This window comes from Streptomyces xinghaiensis S187 (assembly GCF_000220705.2).
Taxonomy (GTDB): domain Bacteria; phylum Actinomycetota; class Actinomycetes; order Streptomycetales; family Streptomycetaceae; genus Streptomyces; species Streptomyces xinghaiensis.
Window position 1 is genome coordinate 4,573,932 of the sequence record NZ_CP023202.1, and the last position, 17,132, is coordinate 4,591,063.

The window sequence follows — 17,132 nt, forward strand, 5'->3', positions numbered from 1 at the left end:
TCCGCAGCCGTTTCCCCGGCTGCTGTACGAGGCGGAGCCCCACCTCCACCAGCGTCCATCCGACGCGGTGGCGCAGCCGCAGCCGCAGTGGAATCCGGCCCCGGTTCCGGTCCCCCGTACCGGAACCGGGGCGGGGTGGGGACTCGCGGAGCAGTAAGACGGTGCCGGCTTCGCGGCGCAACTCGGCGGCTCGCAACTCGTGGAGCCGTAGATGGACATCGCAGTGCATGAGCGGGCCTCCGTAGGGCGGAAAGGGTGACGACGGTGGGCGCGGACGGGATACCGGTGCGGGCGCGGGTGGCGGGCAGGGCGGGCAGGTCGGACGGGTCGGCCGCGGACCACGGACAACAGCGGGGCATGAGCCGGGGGACGCCGGCCGGGCGGAGGGAACGCGGAGAGTGCTTGGCCCGGGGCATCAGCGTGCCGTCCGGGACGCCCCGTTGGCTAAGGGTTTTTTGGGCCGCCGGGCTCCGGCCCCGGGGCCCCTTCTCCGGACCCCGGACGGCCTCCGGGCCCGTCCGGTTTCTCCTCCGCGCGCGGGAAGGCGTGCACATGGACCCGGACCGGAGCCGAGCCCTCCACCCCCGCCTCGACGGCCCGCTCGCGGTAGCCCTGGATGACCTCTTGGAGCTCCTGGTTCATCTCCTTGGCCAGCTCGGGCGTGAGCCGCACGCTGTAGTCGCTCACCTCCCCGGCGTCGCGCCACTCGTCGGACCACTCGTGCAGGGTGCCGAGCCAGGTGCTCAGCTCCTGGGCGTGGATGGTCGCCACCTCGTGGAGGAGGAGGGCGAACGCGCCCCGCACGGCCGGGTCCGGGTGGCCGGCGAAGTCCTTGGTCCGTGACTGGATGCCCCGCTGCCCCGCCCGCCACCACCGCTCCCGCGCCGTGCCGAGCTCGGGTACGTCCACGACGAAGCCGTGTTCGGCGAGCTGCCGCAGGTGGTAACTGGTGGCACCGCTGGACTCGCCCAGCCGGGCGCCGAGTTGGGAGGCGGTGGCGGGGCCGTACTCGCGCAGCGCGCCGAGCAGGCGGATGCGCAGTGGGTGCGCGAGCCCGCGCAGGGAGCGCGGATCGAGCGACCGTACGTGCTCCGGGATGCCGCTGCCCGGGTCCGGGCGGCCGGTCCCGGGGGCCCCGGGAGCTTCGGCGTCCTCCCGGTGGCCGGTGTCCCCGGTGCCGGCGGGGTGTTCCGCGTCCACGGCTTCGTTCTGGCTCATGCGCATCAGGCTAGGCTTGCAAAGACTCCCTTGCAAGCAGTTCTTTGCAAGAGTTTCTTTGTATCGAGGCAGCAGGTCGCCGACGTCGATGCCGAACCGGAACGGAGAGCCGGGACCGGAAGGGACGGGACGGGGCGGGACGCCGGGACGGCGCTGCCACCGCTCAGCGCGCGTAAGCGGTCGGCGGCACGCCCACCGTCGCCGTGAACTCCCGTACGAGATGGGCCTGATCGCTGTAGCCGAGTTCGGCCGCGAGCCGGGCCCAGTCCACGGCCGTGTCCCTGGTCGCCCGCTCCAGGGCCTCGTGAACGCGGTAGCGCAGCAGCACCCACTTCGGGCTGACGCCCACGTATGCGGCGAACAGCCGCTGCAGCGAACGCACCGAAACCCCCTCCTCCGCGGCGAAGCCGGAAACCCGCCGGATGGTGCGGTCCGTACGGATGCGGTGGACGAGGCCCATCGCCAGATCCGCCTGCGGGTCCGGCTCCGGGCCGGCGGCGAGGAGGAAGGCGTCGAGGGCGGTGACGCGTTCGTCCTCGTCCGCCGGTCCGAGGACGGCGGCCGGGGCGTCCGTCGAGCCGGGGACGGCGAGCAGCCCGGAGCCCTCGGCGGCGCGGGCACTGCCGGCGGCGCGCGACGTGCCGGTGGTCCCGGGATCCCCGGGACCGCCCCGGTCGCCGGGCACGCCCCCGGAGGCGTCGGGAAAGACCTCCGTGTGCGGCAGCCGCCGCCCGGTCCAGTGCGAGACCGGCCGGCCGGGCGCGAACGGCCGGAAGCCGCCCGGCCGGAACTGCACCCCGCACACCCGCCCCGTCCCCGCCAGCTTCCGGGTGAACAACTCCAGCCCGATGCCGGCGAGTTCACCGAACCCGAACCCGGATCCGGATCGGGGCTCCGCCCCGTACCGCTGGAAGACGAGATTGACGCTCGGATGCGGCACCACATGGGTGGCGTACGGCTCGGCCAGGTCCCAGTCGATCAGCCAGTAGTGCTCCACATACCGGCGCAGCGGCTCCGCGTACGGCTCGCGGCGCCGGAACCGTACGTGTGCGAAAAGTTCCGGGGCGTCCACGATGCCCCGGGTGTCACGCCGCGGACCTGCCATGACGACCTGCCATGCGCCGATCCTATGTCGCGTTTCTTCAAGCCGGCCCCGGCCGGGCGCCCGTAGCGTCGGACGCATGACGACGAAGATCAGCGAACTGCTCGAAGCGGCGGCCCGGCAGGCCGTCCCGGTCGTCCGGGGCATCCGCGACGACCAGCTCGGCGCGCCCACGCCGTGCCCGGACTACACCGTGCGCGACCTGCTCAACCACCTCCTCCATGTGGTCATCGGCTTCCAGGCGCTGGCCGCGCGGAAGGAGGCCGACTTCGCCACCACCCCCGACCACCTCGCCCGGACCGGCGACGGCTGGCGCGACGCCTTCGCCGAGGAGGCGGCGCGCCTGGCCGCGGCCTGGGCGGTGCCGGGCGCGGAGGAGGGCCGCACCGGGGCCATGGACCTGCCGGCGCGCACCGTGGGCCACATGATCCTGCTCGACCTCACCGCACACCCCTGGGACCTGGCCCGGGCCACCGGCCAGGAGTTCACCCCGGACCCGGACTGCGTCCGCGAACTCGCCGCGCCGGTGGCCGAGATGGCGCCGATGGGGCGGCGGTACGGGGCGTTCGGCGAGCCCGTACCGGTGCCGGACGGCGCCTCGGAGTTCGAGCGGCTGCTCGCCCTGATCGGCCGGGACCCCCGCTGGACTCCGCCCGGCCGGGGCTGAGCGGCGGCGTATACGTCCGGCAGTGCGTCGTGGCCCCGCTGGGTGCGGCCGGGCCGTACGCGGTCGCGGCGAGCCGGGGCCGGGCGAACGGCTCGGGGGTGGCCCGGGCCCGGCTGCGGGGAGCCGGGAAGAGCCCGAGAAAACCGGGGGAAGCCGGGAAGAGCCCGGGGAAGCAGGGAAGAGCCGGAGGGGACGGTCGCCCGCCCGCTGCCGCTCACCGCCGCCGGAATAATCCGTAATGCTCCGTTCGGGTGTCCCGGTGCAACCGCATTCGTCGGCTATGTGTCTCTCTGCCCAGAGGGGTGAAAGAGGCGTTTTCTCCGGCGGTACGGCAGTTCCGTCCGGCCGCCGCGCCCGCTCCTCCGGACAAGAAGGAGACACATGAGGTATCGACACCACCCGGACCGGCCGGGACGGCCCGAGCCGCGCACGGCCGCCGAGGGGCCGGCCCGCAGCCGCCGCGGCGACCGCAGGCGCCTGGCCACCCTGCTCGCCGTGACGGCCCTGTGCGGCGCGGCGCTGCTGCCCGGGGCGAGCGGCGCCACGGCGACCGAGGCCAGGGGAGCGGCGGAGACGGGCGGGGCCACCGGGGCCGCCGACATCGGCCCCTACCGGCACTACGGGTCGGAGCGGATCGCGTCGGCCACGCTGGGCGACGACCGTCTGATCACGCTGACGGCGGTGCGTTCCCGCGTCGACCGCCTGGCCGCCACGGTCCGGCTGGCCATCCACACCAAGGTGCGCGGCCGCTGGGTCGAGGAGGACCGGGCGGTCGTCGGGGAGCGGAACGGCTGGTTCTGGTACCCGCTGACGGGCAGGTCGTCGGTCTGCGAGTTCTCCACGTCCAACGCCCAGCTGGAGCCGATCGGGGTCAGCCTGCTGATCACCCCGTCCATCGGCTGCTCCCCGGTGCACCGCTTCCACGTGGAGGACGGCCAGCTGATTCCCGGCTGAGCGCGTGGCGTACGGGGAGGGCGGGGGCAGCGAGGTGACCTCGGGGGGCGGGGGACGGTGAGGTGCCACGGCTGAACGACGGGGGGCGCGGCGGAGCCGGCCGGCTGACGGCGGCTCCGCCGCGACCTGTCTCCCGCGACCTGTCTCCGCCCGCCCCGTCCCGCCGGGACCGAGGCGGCGTCCCCGGGCCCTGGGGACCCGGGGGCCGCTGTCACCCCCGGCCGTCACCGTTCAGCGGCCGCCCGTGGCGGAGGCGGTCAACGACGTCCGATGCGCCACGTATTGACGAACTCTCTTAAGCTTCTATCATCCTGACTGTCCGAAGTCACGACCAATGTTCGGTATGCCGAACATCTGGCTTCGGGGTCCGTGCTGCGCGTACCGCCCGGGCCGAGTACGACCGCACAGCATCATCCGTTCCCGGTAAGGCCCCCCACGCGCGCCACCGTGCCGGAGTCGCGAGGTCGCACCCGGTGTCCGTGTGCGGCGGGCCCTACCCGCCTCCTTGGAGTCCGGTATGCCCGTAACCGCCGTCCCCGCAGGCCGCCGCCCCGCCGGCGTGCTCCGCGGCTCCACCGTCCGTCCGGCGCGCGGCGCCTGACGGACGCACCCCCGCGGCGCGGGCCCGACCACGCTCTCCCGGGCCCACGCACCCCCCTCCGCCATGTAAGGAGACGCCAACCATGTCCTGGCTCCAGCATCCGTTGAGCCGAAGAGGGCTGCTCACCACCGCCACGGGTCTGGCGGTGGTGTCGGCCACCCCCGGCGCGCACGCCGCGTCCCCGGCCGCCGCCCCCACCGCGCAGGGGCCGGCGGGGCCCCTCGCCGCCTTCACCAACCCCGTTCTCTGGCAGGACTTCGCGGACATCGACATCATCCGCGTCGGGGACGCCTACTACTACTCGGCCTCCTCCATGCACTATTCGCCGGGCGCCCCGATCCTCCGCTCGTACGACCTGGTCAACTGGGAGTTCGCCGGGCACTCACTGCCCTCGCTGGACTTCGGGGCCAAGTACGACCTGAACGGCGGCCGGGGCTACGTCCGCGGGGTCTGGGCCTCCTCCCTGGCCTACCGCCGCAGCAACAGCACCTTCTACTGGCTCGGGCAGATCGACTTCGCGCGGACGTACCTCTACACCGCCCGCTCCGTGGAGGGCCCCTGGAGCCGGCACGCGGAACTCCCGCAGGTCTACTACGACGCGGGCCTGCTCGTCGACGACGACGACAGCCTGTACGTGGCCTACGGCAACACCACCATCAGCGTCGCGCAGTTGTCCGCCGACGGGCGCAGCCAGATACGCAACCAGCAGGTCTTCTCCACGCCGTCGAGCATCGGGACGCTGGAGGGAGCCCGCTTCTACAAGATCAACGGCCGGTACTACATCTTCCTGACCCGCCCGGCCAACGGCCAGTACATCCTGCAGTCGACGAGCGGGCCCTTCGGCCCCTACACCCTGCGCCAGGTCCTCCTCGACCTGCGCGGGCCGGTGTCCGGGGGCGGAGTGCCCCACCAGGGCGGGCTGGTGCAGACACAGAACGGCGCCTGGTTCTACCTGGCCTTCGTGGACGCCTATCCGGGCGGCCGCATCCCCGTTCTGGCGCCGGTCTCCTGGACCGGGGACGGCTGGCCGCAGATCCAGCTGGCGGGCGGCGCCTGGGGCACCTCCTACGACAGCTCGCTCCCCGCCCGCCCGGTCGCCCCCATGACCGGTGCCGACACCTTCGACGGCGCCGGCCTCGGGCCGAAGTGGGAGTGGAACCACAACCCGGACAACAGCAGGTGGTCCGCCGGCGGCGGCCTCACCCTGCGCACCGCCACGGTCACGAACGACCTGTACTGGGCCCGCAACACCCTCACCCACCGCATTCAGGGCCCCACCTCCACCGCGACGATCGAACTCGACTTCGCGGGGATGCGGGACGGCGACCGGGCCGGGCTCGCGCTGCTGCGCGACTCCTCGGCGTGGATCGGCGTCCGGCGGGACGGCGGCGCGGCGCGCGTGGTGATGGTGAACGGGCTGACCATGGACACCAACTGGAACACCACCGGTACCGGCAGCGAAGCGGCGAGCACCACGATCTCCGGCACCCGGGTCTGGCTGCGGGCCCAGGCCGACATCCGGCCCGGCGCGCCCCGCCCGGGCACCTTCTCCTACAGCACCGACGGCACCACCTTCACCCGTCTGGGACCCGCGTTCACCATGGGCAACGACTGGCGGTTCTTCATGGGATACCGCTACGCGATCTTCAACTACGCGACCCAGGCGCTCGGCGGCTCGGTGCGCGTGCCCCGGTTCGACCTCTCCACCCCCTGACCGGCAGCCACCCCAACGACGCCCACGCCGGTGCCCGCACCGGGCACCGGTTCACCCCCACAGCGGCGAGCCGGCGGCGGGTTCCGCCCGCCCCGTCGTCCCGGCGGCGCCACACTCCCGAAGGAGCGACAGATGACGTTACGACTCGGCCGGCGCCGGTTCCCGGCCCTGGCCCTGCTGGCGGCCGCGGCCCTCATGCTGCCCCAGGCCGCGACCGCCGCTCCGGCGACGGCACAGGCCGACACACTCGGCGCGCAGGCGGCCCTGTCCGGGCGGTACTTCGGTACCGCCGTGGCCGCGGGCCGGCTGGGTGACTCCACGTACGCCGGGATCGTGGACCGTGAATTCTCCAGCGTCACCGCGGAGAACGAGATGAAGTGGGACACCGTTGAACCGTCCCGCGGTTCGTTCAACTTCGGCCCCGGCGACCAGATCGCGAACCGCGCCCTGGGCCGCGGGCAGCAGGTCCGCGGCCACACCCTGGTCTGGCATTCCCAGTTGCCCGGCTGGGTCGGCTCCATCCGCGACGCGAACACCCTGCGCAGCGTGATGAACAACCACATCACCACGGTGATGAACCACTACCGGGGCAAGATCCACTCCTGGGACGTGGTGAACGAGGCGTTCGCCGACGGAGGCAGCGGCCAGCTCCGCGGCTCCGTCTTCCGGGACGTGCTGGGCGACGGCTTCCTGGAAGAGGCGTTCCGCACCGCCCGGCAGGCCGACCCGAACGCCAAGCTCTGCTACAACGACTACAACATCGAGAACTGGACCGACGCCAAGACCCAGGGCGTGTACCGCATGGTGCGCGACTTCAAGGCACGGGGCGTGCCCATCGACTGCGTCGGCCTCCAGGCGCACTTCGGCGCGGGCGGCCCGCCGGCCAACTTCCAGACCACCATCTCCAGCTTCGCCGCGCTCGGCGTGGACGTGCAGATCACGGAACTCGACATCGAGCAGGCCGCCCAGAGCGCGTACGCGAACGCCGTGCGCGCGTGCATGAACGTCGCCCGCTGCACCGGCATCACCGTCTGGGGTGTCCGGGACAGCGACTCCTGGCGTACCGGCCAGAACCCGCTGCTCTTCGACAACGCGGGCAACAAGAAACCCGCCTACCACTCGGTGATGTCCGTACTGGGCGGCGCGTAGCCCCCGCGGCCGGGCCGTCACGCCCTTCCAGGGGGCGGGGGCGTGACGGCCCGGTGCCGCCGTCCGTCACGGACGGGGCGGTCCCGCGCCGGTGGCGGGGAAGCCGCGGTCCGCCGGGTGCCGGCCGAGCGGGTGATCACGGCCGCATGGTGCCTCGGGACGTGGGCGCCGACGCCGCCCGGGAGACCCCTCTCACCGCTCCGCCGTCCCGGAACCGGACGGGTCGCCGTAGAAGATGCCGCGGCCGTAGCCGCTCAGGTACACCCGGCCGTAGCGGTCCGGGTCCCCGGTGAGCGATTCGGGCGGGCCACCGAACCGGTGCAGGTCGTCATTGATGCGCGTCCAGCTCCGGCCGGTGTCCTCGGAGCGGAAGACGCCCCGGACCCCGCCGGCCTTCACGGCCGCGTACAGCGTCGGGTAGTCCCGGCCGAGTGCCGCCTTGCCGAAGCCGATGTTGTCGGCCTGTTCCACGGTGGTCACGCGCGTGAAGGTGGTCCCGGCGTCCGTCGACCGCCACAGTCCGTGGGTGGTCCAGGTGGCGCTGCCGACGAGCCAGATGTCGCCCTGGTGGCCGGGCACCGCCTTGAAGCGCACGCCCCAGTCGGTCGCCGGCAGGCCGTCGGTGACGGTGGCGGTGAAGGTGGCGCCGCCGTCGGTGCTGACGTGGAACGTCCCCCCGGAGAACGCGTAGAACGTCATCGGATCGACCCGGTCGGAAGCGAGGATCGCGTTGGCCGGTACCCCGGTGGACGGGGACCAGGAGGTGCCGAAGCCGACCGAGTGGACCACGGGCCGGCCCGAGTCACCCGGCGCCCAGACGAACCGGCTTCCGTCGCTCGCGGCCGCGACGGAGCCGCCGAGGTTCACGCCGCTCGGTTCGGTGCCCTGGAACCAGGTGGCGCCGCCATCCGTGGAGAAGGCCACATGACTGTCGCCGGGTCGGTCGGAGTCGTGGAAGTCGCCCGCGCGCACGATGACCTCGGGCTTGCGCTCGGCGTAGTCGATGCTCCGTGTCGTCGTGAAGACCGGCGAGGTGAAGATCGTCTCCGGCGGGGCGTCCAGGTTCTCGTGGCGGAAGCCGCCCACGTCGCCCAGGGCGCTGATCAGCGCGCCCCCCGGGGGTTTGATCAGGCCCAGCACCGCTGTCTCCTCCACGCCCTCGACGACCGGTACGAGATCGACGGTGCCCCCGGCGTCCCAGGCGGTGAGGTTCCTCGTACCGGCGATCCCGGGACCGCCGTTGAACAGCATGCGGTCGGAGTCGAACGGGTCGATCTCCATCGCCGAGATCGCCTGGCCGATCCTGGGGACCAGGACCGGTGGCTCGGACTCCATGCCCATGGTGGCCCACGGGGTGGCGCTGATGTCGAAGTCGTACCGCAGGGTGCGGTCGGGATAGCCGGCCCAGTCCCAGATGCGGGTCCAGGTGGCCCCCGAGTCGGTGCTGCGGAAGATGTTCCCGTCCGGCCACCAGGAGACCTGGGTGCCGACCATGACGGTGCCGGGGCGCCGCCGGTCCACGGTCAGGCCGGAGTAGCCGAAGGTGTTGTCGTCGCTGGTCGAGGGGACGGGGCTGATCCGGGTCCAGGCGCCCGTGGCCGTGTGGTGCTTCCACACGTCGCCCTTGCCCCCGTCGAACGGGCCGTAGGTGTCACTGGTGGCGATGTACAGCAGGTGGCTGACGGGGTCCAGGACGCCCTTGTGCGGCAGATACCCGGTCGGCGCACCGGCCAACGGGGCCCAGGTCGTACCGCCGTCGGTGCTGCGGTACACCGGCTGGTCCCGGTCGGCCACGCCGGCGTAGACCGACTGGGTGGCGCTCCCCGCGCGTCCGGTGTCCGGATCGAACACCACCCACACCACGCCGGGGTCCTCGGTGCTGCCGGGCGTCTGCGGGTCGTCGCCGGAGGTGGGGAAGCCGTCCACCCGGCTCCAGCTCGCACCGCCGTCGGTGCTCCGCCACAAGCCGTTCCCCGCGGGCGCGCCCAGGAAGAGGATGTCGTCGTTGTGCGGGTCCACGGCCAGCCGCTCGCCCATGCCCCGGCCGGACATGTTGCCGCCCAGGGTGAACGGAAGCTCGGTGACCTGCCAGGTGTCGCCCTGATCGTGCGAGCGCAGGACGGCACCGTTGTTCGGGTCGACGCCGTTGGTGTACATGCCGACGGCGGCCCACACCTTGTTCGCGTCGGACGGACTGGCGGTGACGCCCGCCACCCCCATGTACCCCCAGTGGTCCCAGTCCACCCAGTCCAGCAGCGGCTTCCACGTACCGGTCGCGGCGTTCCAGCGGTACATGCCACCGACGTCGGTACGGGCGTAGGCCAGATCCTTCCGGGCCTCGCTGAAGACGATGCCGGTGACGAACCCGCCGCCGCCTATCCGGACGTTCCGGAAGGCATACGGATCGGACGCCGCCGCGGTCACCGCCGCGGCCGACGGCGCCGGCAGCAGGCCGATCGCGGGGATGCCCAGCGCCGCCGCCATCACCTGCCTGCGTGTCATTCCGTCGCCTGTCATGGTCGTCCTCCCGGAAGCCGGCCCACGGATGCCGTGGGGATGTCCTCTTCGGAATACCGGTGCGCCAAGCGGTGGCAGGGGGCTGCGTGAATCGCACGAAGGGGTCGTGGGAGCGCTCCCACTCCTGCTTCTCGGGACCGTACTGGTTCGAACAGGCCGGAACAAGGCGTGTGTCGGCACCGCGTACGACCATCGTGCTGCCGGCGCCGGCGGACGGGACGGTCAACGGACCGACCCGGCCGGAAGTGAGGATCGCGTGGCCGGCAACCCGACCGAGACGGCCTCCCCGGCCCCCGGGGCGTGCGGAAGAATGCGGGCCATGACCTCCCGCCAACGCCGCACCAGGACACCGCTCTTACCGCCGGCTCTCACCGCTCTCACCGCTGCCGCCGTCCTCCTCACCGGCTGCGGGACGGAACGCCCGGCGGGCGAGGACGGAGATCCCCCCACGGCGGCCGGCGCCCCCGCCACTGCCGGATCACCCGGCGCCACCCTGCTGTCCAGGACCGACATCGAGAAGCGGGCGCGGTGGATGGGCTCGGCGATCGAGCTGATCTACGTGGCCGAGGTGCCGGGCTTCGAACGCGCGCAGCAGTCCGTCGGCGTCTACGGCGGCGACGGCTTCTCGGCGATGTACGTCGACGCGTCGGGCGGCGGCACGGTCCAGCTGTCCGTGGACCGGGGGACGCTCGACGAGGAGAACTGCGAGCGGACTCCACTCGCCTCCGGTGGCGGCGGCGGAGACGGCGGGAAGGTGACGTGCGAGCGGGACGGCGACGCCTGGTACCGCACCTCGGGCGACGCGCACGAGTACGCCCGCCCCGAGGGCGGTCACGTGGTGCGGCTCACCGCCGACCGGGAGAGCGCCGGCCGCGACATCCTGCGCCGAGCGGCCGAGGACGCGCACCCGGCGGACGACGTGGAACTGGACGCCCTCCTGCCGCAACTCCCGGAGACCGGCGATGCGGTCAGCGGCGCGGACGGCGGCGGGCAGCAACCCGAACGAGGAGACCTCCCGCCGGAGGGCGACGGTGCCCCGGACAACGACGTGGACGCGGGCGGCTGACACCGCACGGGCACGGGCCCGCCTACGAGGCCGGAGACGTCCCCGGAGCAGGGGACGCACCGGAAGGCGGAGCGGCAGCCGGCGCCGGACCGGAGCCCGGGCCGCGGCCCCGCAACGGGGCCCGCCCGTCCGCCCGTTCCGGACACGGGAGCCCAGGGGCGGCGCGATTCGGCGAGCAGGCCACGACGGCCAGGGACAGAAAGGCGGGCGGCCCAAGGTAGTAGCCGAGGGACACATCACCGCCCCGCAGCAGCGTGCCGGTCAGCCGGCCGACCAGTCCGCGCAGATGGGCGGAACCGCCGTCAACGGGGGGTGCACAGCGCGGCGCGTACTCCTCCAGCCGCGCCCCGAGCCAGGCCGCCGCGCTCTCCGCCCCGTCCCAGGACCCGGCCACCAGCCGGGCCGGCTTGAGCAGCCAGAGCGCCACCTCGACGGGCGGCAGAGGGGAACCCAGGAACTCCTCCGTCAACGTGCGGTGCAGGGCGGCCCGCTGGGCGCTGGCGTCGGGGTCGGAACCGGGCCACGGCTCGACGGGCAGCCGCCGCCGGGACTCCTTGTCGAACTCGGCCTTCTCGCCGAACCACAGATATCCGTGAAAGTGCACGGCAGTCCGCTTTCCGGGAGAGTCTCCCTCGCCGGTCGGCGCCGCCGCGCCCGCCGTACCGACGCCGCCGCGGGGACGAGCGCCAGAGATATGAGGACGGGCGCGGACAGTGCTCGGAAGAACGGCAGGGAAACCGCGTGCGGGAACCTGCTACGCGGACAGCCCGAAGCGCCCCGGTTCGATACCGGCCGCAAGGAGCTCGTCCGTGGTGAACCGCAGCGGCTCGGCCTCGGGCCGCTTGCTGTCACCGAGGGCCCACACGTTCTCACCGACCCTGGCGAGCGTCACACAGGACTCGCCGTCCGGATGGGTGTTGCCGCCACATGCCTTTGGGAAGACGGCATCCGTGAGGGGGAGGAGGCTTTCCACAAGGCATCCGGCGCCGTGCCAGTTGTGCTTGTGCACTATCGGTTTCTGGACCACCAGCCCGGGAAGGGTTCGGCATGGGCGAGGGCCGTGTCCCGATACCGGAGGAATTCCGGTGCACGGTCTTCCGGGACGACCTCCGGACCGATGAACGTACCCGTCTCGTCGTAGTGCATGACGGCGGCCGCGCGGGAGTCGAAGAACCAGAAATCCGGGACACCCTCCAGAGGATTCGCCCGTTCCGTGGTGTCGAGGATGAAGAACTCCTCGCCGTCCGTCATGTTCTTGGTGTAGCCCCAGCCCAGTTCGTAACGGAGGTAATCCGTCAGGGGGCGGCTGAGGACATGGACCCGGTAGACCCGCTTGCCGGCACCGGTGTGACGCCGCACCTCGGACAGCCACTCCTCGTTGTAGTCCGGCGGCTGTGCTTCACCGGCGAGGAACGCCCTGAGATTTCTCTCGCTCCGGGGGATGTTGTAAGTGTCCCGGGTTTCGAGACGGAACGCCTCTTCCCGGAAGGTGTCGAAGAGTTCCCCGAAATCACTGGATGAGCTTGTCACGGACAGCCCTCCGGATGAGGTCCATGGGAATCTCCACCAACGTCTCGTGCGCCGGAATCTCCAGACCGTGACCGGTCGGGGTCTCACCTTGGACGAGAAGCGTGTCGCGATCCGTGGCGTAGAGCGTTGGTCAGTCCTCCAATTCGCACGTACTGACGAGCTTGGTGACCCGCATGGCCACGAGCGATCCCCCCATTCCGGGACGACTCCGCGCCCGGTCGATATTCCCGAGGCCGATGCTCCGCGGTCAAGCCGAAGGGCTTGCGGGAACGGGAAATCGCACTCCGGCTTCGTCGGCCTCAAGTTCCGGCACAGCGAGAACAGACGGATAGGGGGCCCGTCCGGCTGCGGGTGCCGCCCGACTGTGCGAGAGCTCGACGGCCGGGAGACGGCCGGGTGGTTCGGCTCCGGGCACGATCACGCGGACAGGGCCCGGTAATCGGCGAACGCCACCGCGTGCGCACGGGCGATGTCGCGGTAGCGCCGGTACTCCGGAAGGCGATGAGCGGGCAGCAACTCGGCGCCCACGAAGCGGCCTGCCGGGGTGTAGTGCATGCGGTAGACCCTGGCGTCGTCGAACAGCCAGAAGTCGTGATTTGGGAGGCCGTCCACCGTCCGCTGCGCCAGGTCGATGATCCCGATCTCCTCCCCGGCGGTGATGTTCCCGGGGTACGCCGCGAGTTCGTACCGCAGATAGTCGGTGAGCGGCGAACGCAGCACGTGCACACGGGACACGGACTTACCGAGATCCGTCATGGAGCGGATCCACGGGTTGTCGCTCCACTCGGGCGGCATGGGCTCTCCGGCGAGGAACGCGGCGAACTCGTCGCGCTCCTCCTCGATGTCGTAGACACTCAGGGTCTCCAGCCGGAACGCGGTTCGCTGAAACTCCTGGAAGAGCCGGCCGAACTCGTCGCCGGTCAGCATGAGGCGGGGTCCTTGCTGTCCTCGTGATGCGGTCGGTTCACATCGTTCCGCGGCGCACCGCGGAGACGAAGGCGGCCCACTCTCCGCAGGGCACGGCGAGCACGGGCCCGGTCGTGTTCTTCGAGTCGCGCACCAGCATGGACGTACACGCGGTGGCGACCTCCACGCACTCGCCCCCGGAGCCGTTGCTGTAGCTGCTCTTGTGCCACTGGACACCCGTCGCTACGGGGTGAGACATGCCGTTCATCGGGAGTACTCCTCCAATATGGCCTTGATCATCTGAACCGACCGCGGCGGGCTCGACGCGATCGCCCGCAGGTTGTCGTACGCCCTCGTGTACTGGCTTACATCGTCCCAAGCTGTGTGACCAGGGCTGTCTGCCCGCCAGGCGGAGGGCGGGACGGCAAACCCGGAGATCAGGGCCGTACAACCCACTGTGTGGTTGAAGAGTCAAGCAAGAAGTCCCGGAGCTGATGTGTCTGGCCGGGGAGACGGGCAGGTGCGTTGCCCTGCTGCTTCCGTGGGTATGGCCGACGGTGCCGAACGGCCCTCGTTGACGGAGGGCTTGTGGCCTACGAATACCCGGGACCTCCAGACTCTGTCTGTTGGCAGAGTTAACTGCTAACTTGCAGCCATGGCTGGGGGAACGGCGTACGACACCTGGCAGGAGCTGCTGGAAGCCGACTTCTTCGGCCCTCAGCACGCCGGCCACGCTGTCGTCTTCTACGTGGATGACGCTGCGGAAGGCGCGCTCATGCACCGGCATGGGCTGCTCTGTGAGCTCGCGGACGCGGTTGGCGGCGAGCTTGACTGGGGCAGGCCCAGCGATCTCTTCTGCCGGATCAAGATGCGGTGCCAGCGATGGGAGGCCGGTAAGCAGTGGCAAGCGCCGCCGAGCTTGCCAGTGCTGGCGGCCTCCGTACTCGCTGCTTCCAAGATGGCCGCCGATCCGGACGTCTCGTCCGCCAACTACTACACCCGCCTTGCCGAGGTGTTCAGGGTCGGCAGCCCTGGCCGGAAGCAGTTCGTTGACAGCTTCCCGGCCGTGGCGGCGATGTGGGAGCAACTGCACGCATGGCTCGAGCAGTTCGGCGGGAGTCGTGGGCAGAGCACGATCAGCTCCCACCCTCACTGGAGCCGTATCGGTTATCCGCTGTCCCAGGCGCTGCTCCGGGAGTCCGACCGCCGCGTGCTCACCCGTTTCTTCGCGGCCAGCGGCGTGAAGCCCGGCAGCCCGGACGAATTCCCCGGCCAGGAAGTCATCCGGCTGCTGCGCCTCTGGACAGCGCGCAGTGACCACGGCCTGTCGGCCCCGTTCCACCGTGAGCTGCACCATCCCCGCGCAGGCATCGGCGAGGACGAGAGCGGCAAAGCGTCCGTTCTGGAAGTCCTGCTGGAGCGGCTGGTAGAGCACTGGGACGGGACGCTCTACGAGCCGAAGCACCGCAAGGCCGCACCGCTGAAGCTCATCCTGGCTGACAGGGGACGCAAGCTGGAGTGGGCAGCAACTGCCGTAGAAGGGCTGAGCGAGACGGTCGTCTCCTCAACACGGGGAGAAAGCTTCCGGCTCTTCGACCCCTACGGAGGGCTCTTCGCGGGGCTGGAGTCGCTGATGGTGGGGCCGTACCAGCTGTCACACGGACTGGACCTCGAAGGTGAGGAGCTGGTTCTGCACTGGCAGGGGCGGGAGGTCGTCTTCTTTACCGAGGATGAGTACAGCGGCGACTACGTCAGCACAAGCGTCTTCAACCCGGGGGAACCGCACTGGATCCTGGTCGCCGACGGTATGGCACCCTCGGTCAGGGAGACCTTGACGGGGCTTCTGGGTAGAAAGCCGCGGGAGGCCAGAGGGCTGGTGCCCGGCTGGACACTCTTCAAGAACATCGACTTGGCAGATGACGTGCCGATTGGGTCGATCCTGCAGAGAAAGCCGGTTTCCGCCCATTTCGTTCCTGCGGTGCGCCGTGGGACCCGCTTTGCCCATGGGCTGAAGATCGCAACCCGGTATGGGCAGCATCATTATCTGGCTGGAGGAGAGCCGGACTTGCTGCTGCCCCGGAACCTGTCGTCGTCGGAGGGACGCATCGTCCTGTGCCTCGACGGGCGGACTCAGGCCTTCGCGGCGAGTGCAGGGCTGAAGCCGTATCCGCTCCGGGAGTGGAAACTCGAACCCGGTCTGCACAGGATCGGTGCCGACGGGCACGAGCTCTCCCTGACTGTGTCGCCGGGGATCCGGGAGCACCAGCACCCGGAGGCCGGACGGTACGGCCATCGGTGCGAACCCGTCGCCGTACCGGAAGCGGAGACTCTCGCACTCGGCACCCCGGCTGTGCGCGGTGCCAGTGCACCAGCCTCACTGCAGCTTCCGCGCACGGTCCTGCTGCCGCGCCATGCTTTGGAGGTGACGTTGCTGGGGCCGGCCGGACAGATCCGGACAGTTGAACTGCCGGCTGTTCCCGAATGGGCAGCAGGCAGGCTCCCTGAAGGGGTCGTGGGTTACCTGTGTGAAATCAACGTCCCTGACGGCTATGTCTGGGCGCTCCTGAGAAAACAGAGAAGCTTCAGCGTGCGACTGCTGGACGTGGATGCGCCAATCCCGGCGCCGCTTCCCGGCGAGTACGACTACGAATGGGCCGAGAGCATCCTCTCCGGGGCGGAAGCCACCCCGGAAGATGCCCGCATCGCCGAGGCTTGGCAGGCCTACATCGAAGCGGCAAAGGACCTTCTGGCATGACCGATACGGGAAATCTCCTGTTGCGCTGGGCCAGCGAGCTGGGCAGCGGCACGGTGACGGACCTCAAGAAGGGGGCCGCCTGGCTGGCGAGAAGCAACGGCCTGGAGGTCGAGTTCGGTGCGGCCGGCCGGTGGATCAGGGACTGCCAATCGCTGGGGCACCTTGATGTCGACTGGAAAGCCGGGCGCTGGAGTGTCGCTCCTTCGGCGCTGACTCGTCTGCCGTCCGCTGACGGGCTGGCAGCCGTGGTAGGCAGCCGGACGGCCTTCGCCGACGAGCGTCTGGCGAACGCGGAAGCGGAGGAACTGTCGGTCATCAGGGTGCCCAGTTCTCTGCCGGATACCGATATCCCCGTGCCCGACACCTGGCTGGTGCAGTATGACGACCCGTCGGTGCTGCCCGGGAAGGCTGGAATGCTCGGCGCGGTATACACGGAATGCTTCGCGATCCAGGCCGCCGCCATGCTCCCCGAGCTGCGCCTGGGCCGGCCGTCTGCACCTCCCGCCTACGGCAGAGCGGTTGAGCGCTATGACCAGGACAGCGTGCCACCGGTCTTCGTCCCGGCGCCGAAGCACGAGGGCGATGGCCTCTACCGGTTCCGTCAAGCGGACCACCGGAGGATCTGCACCATCAAGCGCGGGGGCGACTGGTACGAGACCAGCCAGGAGCGCGGCATCTACCTGGAGCTCGCGCGTCTGGGCGGTGACGGCGCCCCGATCCGCTGGTACCCGGAGCGTGGCGCGGGCCGCGAACGGATGGGGAGGCTCGTCGTCGACTGGGGAACGCCCCTGCCAGACCTGCAGCGGCGGGTTGCCGTGATGTGTACCGCCCTGCCGCCCGAATTCGGCATGACCGCGAAGACGGTGATCTACCACAACGTGCCGCGCGCCGTGGCTGAGCGGATCGCCGCGTCACTCAGCCAGAGGCTTGGTGACGAGAATGACTGAGGAAGG

General features: G+C 71.0%; 15 protein-coding genes and 1 pseudogene. 7 read left to right on the forward strand and 9 right to left on the reverse strand.

Annotated features, from left to right (window positions below; translation table 11 throughout):
- Positions 1-444 precede the first annotated feature (444 nt).
- Both SXIN_RS19600 and SXIN_RS19605 read right to left on the reverse strand, forming a co-directional pair.
- On the reverse strand, positions 445-1,218 hold the full coding sequence (locus SXIN_RS19600) for a winged helix-turn-helix domain-containing protein (RefSeq protein ID WP_095758108.1): 774 nt from the start codon (positions 1,216-1,218) through the stop codon (positions 445-447).
- 163 nt (positions 1,219-1,381) lie between these two features.
- The gene (locus SXIN_RS19605) at positions 1,382-2,323 is read right to left on the reverse strand and encodes a helix-turn-helix domain-containing protein (RefSeq protein ID WP_095757288.1); all 942 of its coding nucleotides are present in this window, start codon (positions 2,321-2,323) and stop codon (positions 1,382-1,384) included.
- Positions 2,324-2,399: 76 nt separating this feature from the next.
- On the opposite strand from SXIN_RS19605, the gene SXIN_RS19610 reads away from it, so the two are divergent.
- The 4 genes from SXIN_RS19610 to SXIN_RS19625 all read left to right on the forward strand — a co-directional run bounded on the left by SXIN_RS19610 (position 2,400) and on the right by SXIN_RS19625 (position 7,405).
- Positions 2,400-2,987 carry a TIGR03086 family metal-binding protein gene (locus SXIN_RS19610; RefSeq protein ID WP_019706151.1) on the forward strand — a complete coding sequence of 196 codons (588 nt, stop codon included), beginning with the start codon at positions 2,400-2,402 and terminating at the stop codon, positions 2,985-2,987.
- A gap of 381 nt (positions 2,988-3,368) precedes the next feature.
- Positions 3,369-3,941, forward strand: coding sequence for a hypothetical protein (locus SXIN_RS19615; protein ID WP_238153809.1), 573 nt, complete (start codon positions 3,369-3,371; stop codon positions 3,939-3,941).
- 683 nt (positions 3,942-4,624) lie between these two features.
- Positions 4,625-6,256, forward strand: coding sequence for a glycoside hydrolase family 43 protein (locus tag SXIN_RS19620; RefSeq protein WP_019711559.1), 1,632 nt, complete (start codon positions 4,625-4,627; stop codon positions 6,254-6,256).
- 132 nt (positions 6,257-6,388) lie between these two features.
- Positions 6,389-7,405 carry a glycoside hydrolase family 10 protein gene (locus SXIN_RS19625; protein ID WP_019711558.1) on the forward strand — a complete coding sequence of 339 codons (1,017 nt, stop codon included), beginning with the start codon at positions 6,389-6,391 and terminating at the stop codon, positions 7,403-7,405.
- A gap of 192 nt (positions 7,406-7,597) precedes the next feature.
- On the opposite strand, the gene SXIN_RS19630 is transcribed toward SXIN_RS19625, so the two are convergent.
- A complete protein-coding gene (locus tag SXIN_RS19630; RefSeq protein WP_157916310.1) occupies positions 7,598-9,922 on the reverse strand; it encodes a WD40/YVTN/BNR-like repeat-containing protein in 2,325 nt (774 codons plus the stop codon).
- Between the two features lie 319 nt (positions 9,923-10,241).
- On the opposite strand from SXIN_RS19630, the gene SXIN_RS19635 reads away from it, so the two are divergent.
- Entirely contained in the window at positions 10,242-10,988 is a 747-nt protein-coding gene (locus SXIN_RS19635; protein WP_019711556.1) for a hypothetical protein, read from the forward strand.
- Positions 10,989-11,010: 22 nt separating this feature from the next.
- Here the strand turns inward: SXIN_RS19635 and SXIN_RS19640 are convergent, their stop codons facing one another.
- From SXIN_RS19640 to SXIN_RS19665, 6 genes and pseudogenes are all read right to left on the reverse strand, one after another.
- On the reverse strand, positions 11,011-11,592 hold the full coding sequence (locus SXIN_RS19640; RefSeq protein ID WP_019711555.1) for a hypothetical protein: 582 nt from the start codon (positions 11,590-11,592) through the stop codon (positions 11,011-11,013).
- Positions 11,593-11,742: 150 nt separating this feature from the next.
- Positions 11,743-11,961, reverse strand: a complete 219-nt coding sequence (locus SXIN_RS19645; RefSeq protein WP_039824157.1) for a DUF397 domain-containing protein — start codon at positions 11,959-11,961, stop codon at positions 11,743-11,745.
- 35 nt (positions 11,962-11,996) lie between these two features.
- Positions 11,997-12,518, reverse strand: coding sequence for a DUF6879 family protein (locus SXIN_RS19650; protein ID WP_019711553.1), 522 nt, complete (start codon positions 12,516-12,518; stop codon positions 11,997-11,999).
- Positions 12,499-12,693, reverse strand: a pseudogene (locus SXIN_RS32350) (hypothetical protein). The gene SXIN_RS19650 and the pseudogene SXIN_RS32350 overlap by 20 nt, the downstream one beginning before the upstream one ends.
- Positions 12,694-12,935: 242 nt before the next feature.
- Positions 12,936-13,445, reverse strand: coding sequence for a DUF6879 family protein (locus SXIN_RS19660; protein ID WP_019711552.1), 510 nt, complete (start codon positions 13,443-13,445; stop codon positions 12,936-12,938).
- Positions 13,446-13,482: 37 nt separating this feature from the next.
- A complete protein-coding gene (locus tag SXIN_RS19665) occupies positions 13,483-13,692 on the reverse strand; it encodes a DUF397 domain-containing protein (protein WP_019711551.1) in 210 nt (69 codons plus the stop codon).
- A gap of 387 nt (positions 13,693-14,079) precedes the next feature.
- Here SXIN_RS19665 and SXIN_RS19675 point away from each other — a divergent pair, with 387 nt between their 5' ends.
- Positions 14,080-16,179, forward strand: coding sequence for a hypothetical protein (locus SXIN_RS19675; protein WP_019711550.1), 2,100 nt, complete (start codon positions 14,080-14,082; stop codon positions 16,177-16,179).
- The gene (locus SXIN_RS19680) at positions 16,176-17,126 is read left to right on the forward strand and encodes a hypothetical protein (RefSeq protein WP_019711549.1); all 951 of its coding nucleotides are present in this window, start codon (positions 16,176-16,178) and stop codon (positions 17,124-17,126) included. The genes SXIN_RS19675 and SXIN_RS19680 overlap by 4 nt, the downstream gene beginning before the upstream one ends.
- Positions 17,127-17,132 lie beyond the last annotated feature (6 nt).